12 protein-coding genes are annotated in these 15,391 nt (G+C 52.0%); 5 read left to right on the top strand and 7 right to left on the bottom strand.

The features are described from left to right. Positions 1–40 precede the first annotated feature (40 nt). The 7 genes from yhdP to csrD form a co-directional block, all read right to left on the bottom strand. Positions 41–3,841, bottom strand: coding sequence for an AsmA2 domain-containing protein YhdP (yhdP, locus tag D9597_RS17730; protein WP_130223740.1), 3,801 nt, complete (start codon positions 3,839–3,841; stop codon positions 41–43). Between the two features lie 66 nt (positions 3,842–3,907). Next, positions 3,908–5,377: a ribonuclease G gene (gene rng / locus D9597_RS17725; RefSeq protein WP_000123197.1), complete on the bottom strand. Its 1,470-nt coding sequence runs from the start codon at positions 5,375–5,377 to the stop codon at positions 3,908–3,910. Beyond that, positions 5,367–5,960: a nucleoside triphosphate pyrophosphatase YhdE gene (gene yhdE / locus D9597_RS17720; RefSeq protein ID WP_130219162.1), complete on the bottom strand. Its 594-nt coding sequence runs from the start codon at positions 5,958–5,960 to the stop codon at positions 5,367–5,369. The genes rng and yhdE overlap by 11 nt, the downstream gene beginning before the upstream one ends. 8 nt (positions 5,961–5,968) lie before the next feature. After that, entirely contained in the window at positions 5,969–6,457 is a 489-nt protein-coding gene (gene mreD / locus D9597_RS17715; protein WP_130204518.1) for a rod shape-determining protein MreD, read from the bottom strand. Continuing rightward, complete coding sequence (gene mreC, locus D9597_RS17710) at positions 6,457–7,527, bottom strand: rod shape-determining protein MreC (RefSeq protein WP_130204516.1); 1,071 nt, start codon at positions 7,525–7,527, stop codon at positions 6,457–6,459. Before mreC ends, mreD begins: the two co-directional genes overlap by 1 nt. Positions 7,528–7,592: 65 nt before the next feature. Next, positions 7,593–8,636: a rod shape-determining protein MreB gene (mreB, locus tag D9597_RS17705; protein ID WP_000913396.1), complete on the bottom strand. Its 1,044-nt coding sequence runs from the start codon at positions 8,634–8,636 to the stop codon at positions 7,593–7,595. A gap of 305 nt (positions 8,637–8,941) precedes the next feature. Next, positions 8,942–10,882: an RNase E specificity factor CsrD gene (csrD, locus tag D9597_RS17700; protein WP_130223738.1), complete on the bottom strand. Its 1,941-nt coding sequence runs from the start codon at positions 10,880–10,882 to the stop codon at positions 8,942–8,944. Positions 10,883–11,033: 151 nt separating this feature from the next. Here csrD and D9597_RS17695 point away from each other — a divergent pair, with 151 nt between their 5' ends. From D9597_RS17695 to accB, 5 genes are all read left to right on the top strand, one after another. After that, entirely contained in the window at positions 11,034–12,011 is a 978-nt protein-coding gene (locus D9597_RS17695) for an oxidoreductase (RefSeq protein ID WP_130223736.1), read from the top strand. A 34-nt stretch (positions 12,012–12,045) separates the two neighbouring features. After that, positions 12,046–12,876: a hypothetical protein gene (locus D9597_RS17690; RefSeq protein WP_130219154.1), complete on the top strand. Its 831-nt coding sequence runs from the start codon at positions 12,046–12,048 to the stop codon at positions 12,874–12,876. A 44-nt stretch (positions 12,877–12,920) separates the two neighbouring features. Continuing rightward, complete coding sequence (msrP, locus tag D9597_RS17685; RefSeq protein ID WP_130223734.1) at positions 12,921–13,922, top strand: protein-methionine-sulfoxide reductase catalytic subunit MsrP; 1,002 nt, start codon at positions 12,921–12,923, stop codon at positions 13,920–13,922. Continuing rightward, complete coding sequence (msrQ, locus tag D9597_RS17680; protein ID WP_130223732.1) at positions 13,923–14,522, top strand: protein-methionine-sulfoxide reductase heme-binding subunit MsrQ; 600 nt, start codon at positions 13,923–13,925, stop codon at positions 14,520–14,522. It begins immediately after the preceding gene. A gap of 395 nt (positions 14,523–14,917) precedes the next feature. Further along, positions 14,918–15,388, top strand: coding sequence for an acetyl-CoA carboxylase biotin carboxyl carrier protein (accB, locus tag D9597_RS17675; protein WP_000354618.1), 471 nt, complete (start codon positions 14,918–14,920; stop codon positions 15,386–15,388). Positions 15,389–15,391 lie beyond the last annotated feature (3 nt).

Below are 15,391 nucleotides of genomic sequence, written 5' to 3'. Positions count from 1 at the left end.
TTATCTAATGAGATTGGGGCAATTACACGCCATCGTCAAATCATTGCGCTTTTTCTTTACGCGGTTGGCGCAATACTTCGTTGATTTGCGGAGCGTCCAGCGGACCAGAAATGTGGTAGCGCAAAATGGAGACTTTGCTCCACAGCGGCCCCAGCACTTTACTGGCAGCAAACACCGCCGCACCGACAATGGGGTTAACCGCAAAGGCCGCAGCCACACCCACCGTCGCGGAAATTTCTGGTGCGACAACCGCCTCCATATTCAGATCGCGGCGTACCAGATTTACCGACCCTTTCATGGCGATATCCGCTTCCAGGCCATCCACCAGCGTGTCATCAGTGTGCATAACACCGTCTTTAATCCACGCCGTGCTGCGAATGGAGTCAAAATAGAAACCTTCGCCAAAGGTATCCCTGAAATCAAAGCGCAGCTTACGCATCAGAGCATCGACGCTCAATAAGCGCAGCAATTGCCCGGCATGTCCGGTGCTGATGTCGGTAATTTCACCTTTGCCCAGTTGAGTATGGATGATGCCATTCAACGTTGCCTCATCCGGCTGCCACGGCGCTTTCCGCCAGTGTAAATCGTAATCCACATTAAATGACGACTGGCGTATTGGCGTCGTGACACCAAAAAATTCAGCAGCGGCATCAATTTTCTGCCCGCGTAATTTTCCTTTCAGCGAGGTACGTTCATTCCCCGGATTGTTAACCCATTCACCATCGGCAGTAAGCCGCGAGAAACCGGTATCAATCAGTCCATTAGCCAGCGTTAACGTATCGCCAGAAATGGTGATATCGCTGTCGATGCGACCGAATTTTTGCCCCCAGAACCAGCACTCTGCGCAACGTATTTGCGCATCCGGCCAACCACGGAAGCTAATGCGCGCCGTAGTTGGGAAAGGTGACGACGGCGTGGAGTCACCACTGGTTTTCGCCACGCTGGGGTTGTAATAGAGATATTTAATCGTCGCCAGCCACGGCGCGTTATTGCGCATTGCCAGCGTAGCGTTGATTTCACGTCCTTGCGCCTCGACCTGAGTGCCATTTGCCATCGGTTGCGAAACAATACTCAGGTTATTCCATTGCTGATTTCCCAGCGACAACGCTGGCGTACGCAACGTAATGTGCTGGGGAAAACTCACCGCACTACCGACTTTATCCGTCGCGCCTTTCTGGAAAAGCGCCAGCCACTCGGCACCATCCATCGGTGGCATATTTAACTCAACACCGCTTTGTTCCGGTAACGGCGGAAGCGTTTTACTGTCTGCCGCCCAAATAGCGCGATCGAGCGTCAGCTTTTGACCGAGCAACCAGCGGCTGTTGAAATGGTTATCCGCGCCGGCCTGTCCGGTTAATTCAAAGCTATTGAGATTGCCATCGACCTTGATGTTAACCGGCAGCGATTCGCCAGCGGGTTTGGCTAACGGCGAAGGTAAGTGACTACTCACATTCTTCAGATCACCGTTCAGTTCTACGTTATACGTTGCGCCAGCATGATAAGGCAGCTCAATGCCCACTTTACCATTCCACGCCACGCTGCCGCTTAACGCTTCATTCACCGCTTCAGGCAGAACGTCAGTTTTCGCTGGCTGCCAGTTACCGTTGAGATTCACCGCGACCTGGTAGGCTTTCGCCCCTTCTTTGGTGGAAAAATCCACGTTCAGTGGCTGATTAAACCAGCTTGCTGTCAGTGGTTCGCTTTGCAGATCGCCATTGATAAAGCTGAATTTACCGCTCAAATTTTTCAGTGTGCTATCAAGTGGTTTGATAAACAGACTGTTATTACGCAGCGTCACTTCGCCTTTCGCTGTAACCAGTTCGCCGTTCAATGGGATATCGAGATGTAAGCGAGCATTCACATCGCCGTCGAGCTGGAGTTCTTGCAGGGTTGCTCCCAGAGAGTCTTTCAGCGGCGTCTCATCAAAGTAAGGACCAACAGCTTTGCCCGGACCTTTAATGTCAGCATCAATCAGCAATTTTTCTTTCGAGTAGTCAGGGATCACTGCGGTGAGATTACTCGCACGCACGCCGCCCAGATTGACGCCATCGGTTTTCATCCATAAACCGTCGTTTATGAAGTCCAGTTCAATATCGAGATTAGTTAATGCTGGCCAGTCCGGCTGGAAGGCAAACTTCGCGTTACGCAGCGGCACCAGCACCTCAAACTGACCTTCGTTGTGTTTATAGGGGAAGAGTTGCGGATTGCCGCCATAAACCAGCGTCGCGTTATCCGCTTCACCGCCCTGAATTGCGCCACTTAAGTAATCGACTAACTCTTTCCCCATCAGATTTTCCGGGAAATAGCGCCACGCTTGTGAACCATCATCGGTACTGATACCAGCCAGAATGCCCAGCCAGGGTTCATCATTAGTCGGTTGCAGGTAGCGGAAACCGCCGCGTGCATGGACGGCTTTGGCTTTAACATCTATGTTGCGGCCATCAAGCTGGAAACCTTTGTCGTTATTCAGCCAGCTTAGGGTCGCCTTACCGTCAGCAATTTCCAGCGGTGCGCGGAAAACTGTTTCGTAAGGCATTTTCGCCTGTTTCATGGACGCGGTCAGTAAACCATTTTCTACACTACCGGAAAGCGTCCCGGAGAAATGTTCCGCGCCCGGCAGTAATTTCCATTGCTTCCAGGCCAGATCGCTCCACGATGCCTGAAAGCGAGTCTTGTCTGCTGCCTGAAGCGGGATATCCAGCGCCAGGGTGTTGATCTTGCCGCTCGGTTGCGTAGACCGCCAGATGTCGCCCAGCGCAGGTGAAAGTTTTGCTGCCAGCGGACGAATACCTTCCAGCCCCGCCAGTTCCAGATTGCTGGCGCGAATCCGCAGTTCGTCACTGCGTTTATTGTCTTTGCCGCCAACATCCTGTTCCGGTATCCAGGCCAGCGTCAATGCCCCACTCGGCCAGCGTTTGCCATCCATCGTGATCCGGGTATCGGGAATAGAAAACTGCCAGCCGGGATGTTCACGCGTAATGTGTGCGGTGAGATTATCTACCGCCAGTGAATGCGTTTGCTTCTCGCCCAACCAGCTGGCACCGCCCTGTTTCAGCCAGACGTCACCGCCGGTTACATCGCCTTTGTCGATCGTCATCCAGCCTTCGAGGGAGAACTGCGCCGTTTCCAGCGCAATGTTGTCCTGCATCCATTTACCCAGCCACGGCTTCAGGTCAATATCATCAGCCTGCAACCAGACGCGGCCGTTGCTTAACAGCCCTTCGTCATCACGCAGATCCATACGAACTTGCATCACGCCGTGCTGCCCGGTGAGGCTGGAGAGACTTACCTGACCTTCCGCACGGTGTCGGCGCGGATTGTTAAGCCAGGTGAGTTGCGGGATCGCCAGTTCGGCGCGCTGACCGGATGGCGTGAGGAAACTGACTTCGCTGTCGCGAAGATCGAAGTGATCAAACTGACGAAGAAACAGGTCGCTGATGTGGCTGGCTTCCAGACCATCATTACCACCACCGCTGGTGATGGGGGTATTGGTGCGGAAACGCAGTTGCCAGAAAGTCAGATCGCGAAACTGCCAGCGCATATGCAGCAGGCTCTGCCAGACGTCCAGCGCCAGAGTGACGCGTTTGACAGAAAACTCACCGCCATCTTTCAGCTCCGCGCGAATGTCGCGCGCTTCAAGCGTGGGGCCAAAATTCTGCCAGCTGGCGGAAAGCTGGCTGGCTTCTACCGGCATACCGGTAGCGGATTCAATTTTATTGAGGATTTCTGGACGCCAGACATCAAGATGCGGCAAAGCAATACGCAGGCCGCTGACCAGCAGCGCAGCGATCACAACGAGCGCGGCTCCAGTAAGCAGTAAAATCCCCGGCAATCGCCTCACCCGTCACTCCTTGTCTGCTAAAAATGTGACTCAAAAAACATTGCCGGATGGCGGCCCAGCATTTGTTTACATCATGACGACGTCAAACTGCTCCTGGTTGTAGAGCGGTTCGATTTGTACTTTAACCTGCTTACCCACAAAAATTTCCACTTCCGCCAGCGAGTGCGACTCTTCGCCTTTCAAGGCCTCGGCAACTGCCGGAGAAGCATAGACCAGGAAACGGTCAGAGTCGTAAGCATGGTGCACGCGAACAATCTCGCGCATGATTTCATAGCACACGGTTTCCACGGTTTTCACCGTTCCGCGACCGTGGCAAGTTGGGCATTCGTTACACAATACATGTTCAATGCTTTCGCGGGTGCGTTTACGCGTCATTTCCACCAGCCCCAGCGCAGAGAAGCCGTTAACGCTGGTTTTCACCCGGTCTTTGCTCAACGCCTGCTCCAGCGAATGCAGTACCCGACGACGGTGATCTTCATTATTCATGTCGATAAAATCAATAATGATAATTCCGCCCAGGTTACGCAACCGTAACTGGCGAGCAATGGCCTGCGTCGCCTCAATATTGGTATTGAAGATGGTGTCGTCCAGATTGCGATGACCGACAAACGCCCCGGTATTGATGTCCACGGTGGTCATCGCTTCGGTCTGGTCGATAATCAGATAACCGCCAGACTTCAACTCAACTTTGCGTTCCAGCGCCCGCTGAATCTCGTTTTCGACGTCAAAGAGATCGAAAATCGGCTGGCGCCCCGTGTAATGCTCCAGCTTGCTGGTCATCTCGGGAATGTACTCCGAGGTGAACTCAAGTAATGCTTCGTAAGTCAGCCGTGAGTCAACGCGAATGCGGTCCAGCTCGGCATCGGCAAAATCACGCAGCACACGCTGCGCCAGCGCCAGTTCACCGTACAGTTGATAACGCGTCTGTGGGCGCTTTTTACGCTCCATGACTTTGGTCCAGACACGCTTCAGATAAGCGGCATCGGAGGCTAGTTCAGCTTCGCCTACACCTTCTGCCGCGGTACGGATGATAAATCCGCCCTGCTCGTCGCAATACTCGGCGACCACTTTTTTCAGGCGTTCACGTTCGGATTCACTTTCGATACGTTGGGAAACCCCAACATGAGACGCTCCTGGCATAAACACCAGATAGCGAGATGGCAGCGTGATATCCGTGGTCAGGCGCGCGCCTTTGGTACCAAGCGGATCTTTCACCACCTGTACCATCAGATCTTGCCCCTGACGGACCAGTTCCGAGATGTCACGCACCGTAAATTGTTTTTGTTCCTCACCAGCCACACATTCGGTGTGCGGCATGATGTCAGAAGCGTGTAGAAACGCAGCTTTATCCAGCCCAATATCTACAAAAGCCGCCTGCATACCCGGAAGTACGCGACTTACACGACCCTTGTAGATATTGCCTACTATTCCGCGTCGCGCCTCACGTTCAATATGAATTTCCTGCAGAATACCGCCATCAATATACGCCACTCGTGTTTCCGAAGGCGTTACGTTTACCAACAATTCAGCCGTCATGTTTATCCCTTTTCTCACGCAGTGCGTTAAAATTACTCAATAATTCACACGTTTCAACCAGCGGTAAGCCGACTACGGCGTGATAGCTGCCATTTATCTTCCTGACAAAACAACCACCAAGCCCCTGAATACCGTATGCACCTGCTTTATCTAACGGTTCACCGCTGGCGACATAGCCCGCGATATCTTCATCTGTTAACGTTCTGAAAGTCACATCGGTGACCACCAGGCAATCGAGAATGTGCTGACTGTCGGCCAACGCCACTGCTGTCATTACCTGATGAGTCTGTCCCGATAATTTGCGCAACATCTGCGCCGCATGATCTGCATCACGCGGTTTCTCCAGTACTTCGCCGTTCAGAATCACAATGGTATCCGCACCCAACACAGGGAGATCCTGCGCCGTTTGCGCGACGCCCGCCTGAGCCTTCTCGCGCGCCAGACGCACAACGTATTGCTGCGCGCTCTCCTGCGGAAAGCGTTGCTCCTCAATGCCCGTAACGATACGTTCGAAGGAAACGCCAAGTTGCGCAAGTAACTCCTGCCGACGCGGAGAACCGGAAGCTAAATACAGAGAAGTCATAGAAACCTTTATTGCACTGCAAACTGCTGACGAATTTTGCGCATCAGCATGAAAATCCACGGCCAGAGCACGCCATTGACAACACTACTCCAGAACACTTCCGGTCTGAAAGAGACGTTGATCACTAAAAACTCTGCCCAGAAAACAATAATATCCACAACCAACGAAAGCAACATGACGACCAGCGCCTGCTGCCACAATGCCAGATTACGGAAAAGCTGGAATTTCAGCGCGACCAGATAAGCAATGATACTCATCGATAACGCCCGTACACCGAGCGTGGAGCCACTGATCAGATCCAGTATGGCACCCATCACAAAACCTGTGCCCACATTTACGCGATGGGGCAAGGCGAGGCTCCAATACAATAAGATGAGCAAAACCCAGTTAGGCCGGAAAACGATAAGATTATCCGGCCAGGGCATAATTTGCAGTAATAACGCAATGAGGAAAGAGAGCCAGATAACCCAGCGTCCCTGGCTACGATAGCTCGCCACTATTGCCCTCCTGGCGTACGCGCAGGTGGTTGAGTACCACTCTGCGGCGGCGTAGCCCTTTGTGGAGAGCGGTCAGCGGCAGTACCTGTTGCAGGTTGCTGCGGGCTTGGCTGGGTAATTCCCGTTGCCGGTTCAGGCAGTTTTGGCCCCATTGCATCTGGCGAAGGCAACACCTGCGGCATCATTTGCATCAGGCGTTCATTAGCAACGCGATGCACCTCTTCCGGCGTCATCGGGTTGGCCCCGTTACGATCCGCCCCCCACAACAGAAGCAGATAACGTAAACGTTGCAGTCCCGCAGTCGGACGCGCCTGAATCACGGTATATGCGCGCTGGGTATCGAGTTTCACGGAAGAGACAACCGCCACCGGATAACCTTCCGGGAAACGACCGCCCAGACCTGAAGTCACCAATACATCACCAACACGAATATCAGTATTCGCTGGCAGGTGCTCAAGCTGTAAATCATCAGTACAGCCATTACCCGCCGCGATAACGCGGATATCATTACGCAGCACCTGAATCGGCAGCGCATGGGTCGCGTCGCAGATCAGCAGTACGCGGCTGGTCAGTTTTGCGACCGCCACCACCTGGCCGACCACACCTTTATCGCTAATGACTGGCTGGCCTTCGTAAACACCGTTGACACTGCCTTTGTCAATAACAACCTGATCGCTGTACGGATCGTTAACAGTAGAGATAACCTGGGTCACCATCTTCTGCTCGTCCTGACGCAATGGAGAACCCAGAAGCTCACGCAAGCGCGCGTTCTCCTGTTTATATTGTCCCAACATCAGCAGATCGCTGTTTTTCAGCAGCAACTCCTGACGTAACGCCCGGTTTTCAAGTTCTAGTTGGTCACGCGAGGCCAGCGTCTGCGATACGCCATCCAGCAATTCACGAGGAGCATTGGAAATAAAGTAGAAAGGACTGACAGCGGTATCCATATAGGTACGGATTTGACTGAAAGTCCCCAGGCGGCTGTCGGCAATAATAATGCCGAGCGCCACCAGCACCGCCAGAATAAGGCGAATCTGTAGCGACGGGCCACGGCTAAAAATTGGCTTCATAAGTTATGCGTATTCTCGTATCAGACCAGGCAGGATAAACAAACGCTTCCCCTGCCTGCATCCGATTACTCTTCGCTGAACAGGTCGCCGCCGTGCATGTCGATCATTTCCAGCGCCTTGCCGCCACCGCGCGCCACACAGGTCAGCGGATCTTCAGCAACAACGACTGGAATGCCGGTTTCTTCCATTAATAAACGGTCAAGGTTACGCAGCAATGCGCCACCGCCAGTGAGCACCATTCCGCGCTCAGAGATGTCGGAAGCCAGTTCCGGCGGACACTGTTCCAGCGCAACCATCACTGCGCTAACGATGCCGGTCAGCGGCTCTTGTAGCGCTTCGAGGATTTCGTTGGAGTTCAGCGTAAAGCCGCGTGGAACGCCTTCAGCCAGGTTACGACCACGAACTTCAATTTCACGCACTTCATCGCCCGGATAAGCCGAACCGATTTCGTGTTTAATACGCTCTGCTGTCGCTTCACCGATCAAGGAACCGTAGTTACGACGAACATAGTTGATAATGGCTTCGTCGAAGCGGTCACCGCCGATGCGTACAGAAGAGGAGTAAACCACGCCATTCAGCGAGATTACGGCAACTTCAGTAGTACCACCGCCGATATCAACCACCATGGAACCGGTCGCTTCAGAAACCGGCAGACCGGCGCCAATTGCTGCGGCCATCGGCTCTTCAATCAGGAACACTTCACGGGCGCCAGCGCCCTGCGCGGATTCACGAATTGCGCGGCGTTCAACCTGGGTTGCGCCAACCGGCACACAGACCAGAACGCGCGGGCTTGGGCGCATAAAGCTGTTGCTGTGCACTTGCTTAATGAAGTGCTGGAGCATTTTTTCAGTCACGAAGAAGTCAGCGATTACGCCATCTTTCATTGGGCGAATAGCAGCAATATTGCCCGGCGTACGGCCCAGCATCTGCTTCGCGTCATGACCAACTGCAGCCACGCTTTTTGGTGAACCGGCACGATCCTGACGAATGGCCACAACGGAAGGCTCATTCAATACGATGCCTTGTCCTTTTACATAAATGAGGGTATTCGCAGTACCCAAGTCAATGGACAAGTCATTGGAAAACATGCCACGAAATTTTTTCAACATACTAAGGGATAATCCTGAAAGCTGGGGCGGAAAAGAAAATCCGCTTACTTTACCAACCACACGCAGCAGCGACAAGGCGCAAAAATCATCTGCTACGGTGAAAATTAGTGCAGTTCGTTTCCTTTGTTACAAATCTCTGCCTGAGTCCAGATAAGGCTAAATGCGTCAACAGCATTCCTCGCCTGTTTGCAACTGCGTAAGGTCATTCATCTGCATATGTGCTGCAACAATCTGGCGAGCAGATAAGCACACTCCCACGAAACGCAGCGCGCGTTATTCTACGTGAAAACGGATCAAACGGCAGGTTAAACCGAGTATCTTTGTGAATATTTTTTCACGTTAGTATCAAGTGGCTGTGAGGACGCGAAAAAATCCCCCTGGCCACCCAAAACCCCGCGCTGAATCAGGGTCTGCCACTCGCTTCGCGAACGTACCCCAGTCGCGTAAACCTGGGTGTTGGTCCCGGAACAGGCTTCTACCATGCTCTGAACCAACAATTGGTTTTCCGTTCGCTTCTCAATATTTCTTACCAGCCCCGGATGAAGCTTGAGTAATTCGACATTAAGTTCTTTGATCCAACTGGTACTTACCAGCGTCAATCCAGCCTGGTTCACGGCAACTCGAACCCCTAAAGCATTCACCAAACGAATGACAGGTTGCAAGCGACCGATATGTTGACCAACATCAGCCTCTGCAAGTTCAATAATTATGCGTTTTCGTTGCGATTTTTCACACTGCATCAACGTATCGCGCAGCCAACGCTGGAAACGCGGGCGGATCAACGACTCAACGGTCACCTGAATCGCCAGATTTTCTTGCGGCCAATAGCGTAACAGCGGGATGAGACGACTGATTTGCAGGCGGTCATACTCTTCCGATAAACCAAACTGCAACACCATCGGCATATATTCCGCCGAGCTTACCTCTTCATTACCATCAAAGATGCGACACATAATTTCGCGATGATGAACCTGCCCCTCCCGGGTGACCGCAGGTTTTTGATAAAGCCTGGGCCCGCCACGACTCAACATTTGTTCGATTAGCGTACGCCAGCGAACGTTGCCGCGCCCTTTTTCTGGTAATGAATCATCGTAAATCGCCCAGCTATTACCACCCTGTAATCCCGCATTACGCGTGGCGGATTCGGCATGGTCCATCACTTGTTCTGTTTCCTGGCCGCTACGCCAGGCGCAGATGCCGATATGAATCATATCTTCACGATCGAGCATTTTATTGCTTGGTAAGGTATCAACCGCTTTGATCAACTGCCCGGCAATGCTCTCCGCCTCTTTTAAAGTCCGATGCGGCAACAGCGCGGCAAAATCGCTACGGTGATAGCGCGCCAGCAGTGCACCTGGATAGCGCATCATAAATGTCGACAGCAGATTCGTCAGAGTGAAGAGCTGTTCTTCGGCCTGGCTGTGTCCCCACGTGTCGCTCAACATATTGAAATCAGGTAGACGGATCATCATCACGATCCCGTGAGTCCCTACCTTCTCTTGATCTTCCAGTAATGTAGCCAACTGGTTGTCGAAAAAGAGACGGTTATTGAGGCCGGTTTTGATGTCCTGCGCGGCGTAAGAGCGAATCAGCGTATCAAGACGGCTGTGCTGTTCACGCGCATTCTGAATTTCTGAAAGCAGCATATCCAGCGCACTGCTGGTTCCTGGCGGCCATTCATAGATGGAGCCAAGCACATTCGGCCCACGCTCCCCGTTTAAGATACGCGCCGAGCGAGTTTCCAGTAGTTCTTGCCCGGCAAGTTGCCGTTGCAACCAGCGTACTGCAAGGAAGAGCATAATAATGATAAAACCAATTGCCCCAGTGAGCGGCGCGGTGGTCATCAGCGAGTGAAAATAGTTTCCCATCGGGTCCTGATAAACCAGATGTAACGACATTCCTGGATGTTTAACTAACGGAACGGTCAGTTCGCGAAACAGATCGCTGGTGCCAACAGGACGGTAACTCCCCTGGCGGGAAAGGGTATAAACCTGTTTGTTATTGTGTAACAGGTCCACGCGAACGATATCTGCTGACATCATCAGTTCACTGATTTGTGGCCTCAGCGAGCTGAAATCAGACGACACCAGATGCGTATCGATCGCCGTCGCCACCGCCTGAACGCGATGGCTAAACTTATACTGAATCGCGTTATAGAAACTTAACGAGCAGCCCATCAGAGTCACAAAGATCGTTAACCCGGTGAGCAGCGTGACAAAGGCCGAAAATTTCGTCGTTAATCTCATCCTTGTGTTAACTCCGATAGTGAGGAAGCGGGCATACTAGCAAATCAGATTTATCTCGCAATTTATTGCGCTTCATCGACTTTGCTTTTCAATTAGCGAGTATAGTCTTCAGAAATTATTTTCCAATCCATCATGCACATGAGGACTTCTTATGCAGGCGTTACTTTTAGAACAGCAGGACGGTAAAACCCTCGCATCTGTACAGACTCTGGACGCAAGTCGCCTGCCGGAAGGCGATGTGACGGTCGATGTCCACTGGTCGAGCCTGAATTATAAAGATGCGCTGGCAATAACCGGTAAAGGAAAAATAATCCGCAATTTTCCGATGATTCCTGGCATCGACTTCGCCGGAACCGTACGCGCCAGTGAAGATCCTCGTTTTCATACTGGTCAAGAAGTGTTACTCACGGGCTGGGGAGTTGGTGAAAATCATTGGGGCGGGCTGGCAGAACAAGCACGCGTGAAAGGCGACTGGTTGGTTGCCATGCCGCAAGGTCTGGACGCGCGTAAAGCGATGATTATTGGTACTGCTGGGTTTACCGCCATGCTGTGCGTGCTGGCCCTGGAAGATGCCGGTATTCGTCCACAAGATGGCGAGATTGTGGTAACGGGCGCCAGCGGCGGCGTTGGCAGTACTGCCGTGGCGCTGTTGCATCAGTTAGGTTATCAGGTGGTTGCTGTTTCCGGTCGCGAAAGTACCCATGAATATCTGAAAAGTTTAGGTGCCAGCCGAATTCTGCCGCGTGATGAATTTGCTGAATCCCGTCCACTGGAAAAACAGCTTTGGGCTGGGGCGATTGACACCGTCGGCGACAAAGTGCTGGCGAAAGTGCTGGCGCAAATGGATTACGGCGGCTGCGTGGCGGCCTGTGGTCTGGCGGGTGGTTTTACTCTGCCAACCACGGTCATGCCATTTATTTTGCGTAATGTCCGTTTGCAAGGGGTGGATTCAGTGATGACACCACCAGCACGCCGTGCGCAAGCCTGGCAGCGTCTGGTTGCCGATTTACCGGAATCATTCTATACCCAGGCGGCAAAAGAGATTTCACTGGCTGATGCACCTAAATTTGCCGAGGCCATTATTAACAATCAGATCCAGGGCCGTACGCTGGTAAAAATCAGCAAATAAAATCAACACAGGATCCTTTGAGAGGGAACTCATTTTGAAATCGTTTTTCAACCGGTTAACAGGAAAAGCCGTTAGCAGGACGGCATTCGTTGAACATCTTGGTCATGAAGTGTTGAATCGCTATCCGCACTGGAAAGTCATGATTTCAACTAACCATAAATTGATGCGTATTGATACTGGCAACCAAACGCTGGAAATCACGCTTGACGAGGCCTATAAACGCTATCTGGCAGCACCCGATCCTCTCGAAAAGGTGGCGGAGGATATGCTCAAACAGCTTGTAGAAACATTACCGTCAGGACCATGCGTCATCCCGGTTATCAAAGAAAAAGCCTGGCTGGATACCGTTCGCCAACAGCTTAGCCAGTATGAGTCAGATCCAGAAATCCTCAACGCCTCTCTGGATTTTGCCTGGGAAGCATTTAATGATGAGTTAATTATCCTCTTTGCTGAAGATAGTAGCGAAACCATGCGCTTCCTGATGCGCCATGAAGTCACAATTGACCGCAGCGAAGCTATCAGTAATCTCATGCAAATACTGCCTGAAATTAGTGCTGAAATGCTGGATGAGGAAGCTATTGGCGGTAAGGTTGTGGCTCTCTCGGCTGGGGGAACCTATGAATCCAGCCTGCTGTTACTTGATGATCTTTGGGCACAAAACCCCGATCCTGCATGTGGCGAACTTTTGGTGACGATTCCTTCCCGCGGGAAGTTATTTTTTACCCATGCTGACGAGTCGTCGAATATCACTGCATTGCGTCAGATAACTGAACAACTCTATCGCGAAGATGAGCATTCTCTGACAACGCAGATATTTACTCGTCGGAACGGTCAATTCTTTCGCTGGGAAGAAACCTTGCATTAATGCCTGCCTCCACCATGCTTAAAAAAAGCTAGCTGGAGGATGCAATCATAAACCGCAAATACACCGACGCAGACATTACTGCCGAATCGGCTTTTTTTATGCAACGGCGCCAGATCCTGAAAGCATTAGGCATCAGCGCCGCCGCCCTCTCTTTACCAAATGCCGCCCACGCGGATTTGCTTGGCTGGTTCAAAGGGAACGATCGCCCGCCCGCGCCTGCCGGAAAACCCCTGGAGTTCAGCAAGCCTGCTGCCTGGCAAAATAACCTGCCACTGACGCCGGAAGATAAAGTTTCCGGCTACAACAATTTCTATGAATTTGGGCTGGATAAAGCCGATCCCGCCGCGAATGCTGGCAGCCTGAAAACCGATCCGTGGACGTTGAAAATCAGTGGTGAAGTCAGTAAACCGTTAACCCTCGACCACGATGCGCTAACCCGTCGATTCCCGTTAGAAGAGCGGATTTACCGGATGCGCTGCGTGGAAGCGTGGTCGATGGTGGTGCCGTGGATTGGTTTTCCGCTACATAAACTGCTGGCGCTGGCAGAGCCGACCAGCAACGCGAAGTACGTCGCTTTCGAAACAATTTATGCACCGGAACAAATGCCCGGCCAGCAGGACAGGTTTATCGGCGGCGGTCTGAAATATCCCTATGTAGAAGGATTACGTCTCGACGAAGCGATGCATCCGCTCACGCTGATGACCGTCGGCGTCTACGGCAAGGCGCTACCGCCGCAAAATGGCGCGCCGATACGCCTGATTGTGCCATGGAAATATGGCTTTAAAGGCATCAAGTCGATAGTGAGCATTAAGCTGACCCGAGAACGCCCACCAACCACCTGGAATCTTTCGGCCCCCAACGAATACGGCTTTTACGCCAACGTTAATCCGCATGTTGATCACCCTCGCTGGTCGCAGGCCACTGAGCGATTTATCGGTTCAGGTGGCATCCTGGATGTGCAACGCCAACCGACACTACTATTTAACGGCTACGCCGATGAAGTCGCGTCACTTTATCGCGGACTGGATCTACGGGAGAACTTCTAAGTGCGTTTGACTGCAAAACAGGTTACCTGGCTGAAATTTTGCCTGCATCTTGCCGGATTTTTGCCGTTTGTCTGGCTGGTTTGGGCAATCAATCATGGCGGGCTAAGTGCCGACCCGGTGAAAGATATTCAGCATTTTACCGGTCGGACTGCGCTGAAATTTTTATTGGCGACGTTGTTAATTACCCCGCTGGCGCGCTACGCTAAGCAGCCATTATTGATACGCACCCGCCGCCTGTTAGGTTTATGGTGTTTCGCCTGGGCGACGCTGCACTTAACCAGTTATGCATTGCTGGAACTTGGCGTGAACAACCTGGCGTTATTCGGTCAGGAATTAATCACCCGACCTTATTTAACCCTGGGTATTATCAGTTGGTTGATTTTGCTTGCTTTAGCATTCACGTCTACACAAGCGATGCAGCGAAAACTAGGCAAACACTGGCAACAGTTGCATAACTTCGTCTATCTTGTTGCGATCCTGGCCCCCATACATTATCTGTGGTCAGTGAAGGTTATCTCACTGCAGCCGATCATCTACACCGGGCTGGCATTACTGCTTTTAGCCTTACGTTATAAGAAGTTCCGTCAATGGTGGCGCTAATTTCGTGAACTGTGCGGCTTATTGCAAATTACGCGACGTTGAAAGTTATTTACATGTTAGCTGTTGATTATCTTCCCTGATAAGACCAGTATTTAGCTGCCATTTGCTACGAAATCGTTATAATGTGCGACCTCGTTCTCCCTGAGGCAGCTTTTAAGCTGCTGAAAAGGTGACAATGGCGCAACGAAGGTATATTTTGTTTTTTGCCGGAGGATAGCAGCAGATCGCTGCACAATGTCCGTCAAGTCTCACATTGACACTCTGGGGCAAAATAGACCGGCGTCCCGGCCTGCTGGAATTTACCGCTATGCATACAGCTGTCGGGGCATACGCTTTACAGACGGCGGTGAAACGCCTGTCACAATCACACTAAACAAAGAGTACGGAACCCACTCATGGATATTCGTAAGATTAAAAAACTGATCGAGCTGGTTGAAGAATCAGGCATCTCTGAACTGGAAATTTCTGAAGGCGAAGAGTCAGTACGCATCAGCCGTGCAGCACCTGCCGCAAGTTTCCCGATGATGCAACAAGCTTACGCTGCACCAATGATGCAGCAGCCAGCTCAATCTAACGCAGCCGCTCCGGCGACCGTTCCTTCCATGGAAGCGCCAGCAGCAGCGGAAATCAGTGGTCACATCGTACGTTCCCCGATGGTTGGTACTTTCTACCGCACCCCAAGCCCGGACGCGAAAGCGTTCATCGAAGTGGGTCAGAAAGTGAACGTGGGCGATACCCTGTGCATCGTTGAAGCCATGAAAATGATGAACCAGATCGAAGCAGACAAATCCGGTACTGTGAAAGCAATTCTGGTCGAAAGTGGACAACCGGTAGAATTTGACGAGCCGCTGGTCGTCATCGAGTAACGA

The organism is Escherichia sp. E13S3, assembly GCF_004212325.1.
Classification (GTDB): Bacteria; Pseudomonadota; Gammaproteobacteria; order Enterobacterales; family Enterobacteriaceae; genus Escherichia.
The sequence above is the reverse complement of the archived record's forward strand: the minus strand, read 5'-3'. Positions and strand labels throughout refer to the sequence as shown.

Coding starts and splice junctions, on each gene's coding strand:
- csrD (WP_130223738.1), bottom strand. CDS start 10,882: ATGAGATTAACGACGAAATTTTCGGCCTTTGTCACGCTGCTCACCGGG.
- D9597_RS17695 (WP_130223736.1), top strand. CDS start 11,034: ATGCAGGCGTTACTTTTAGAACAGCAGGACGGTAAAACCCTCGCATCT.
- mreB (WP_000913396.1), bottom strand. CDS start 8,636: ATGTTGAAAAAATTTCGTGGCATGTTTTCCAATGACTTGTCCATTGAC.
- yhdE (WP_130219162.1), bottom strand. CDS start 5,960: ATGACTTCTCTGTATTTAGCTTCCGGTTCTCCGCGTCGGCAGGAGTTA.
- mreC (WP_130204516.1), bottom strand. CDS start 7,527: ATGAAGCCAATTTTTAGCCGTGGCCCGTCGCTACAGATTCGCCTTATT.
- rng (WP_000123197.1), bottom strand. CDS start 5,377: ATGACGGCTGAATTGTTGGTAAACGTAACGCCTTCGGAAACACGAGTG.
- accB (WP_000354618.1), top strand. CDS start 14,918: ATGGATATTCGTAAGATTAAAAAACTGATCGAGCTGGTTGAAGAATCA.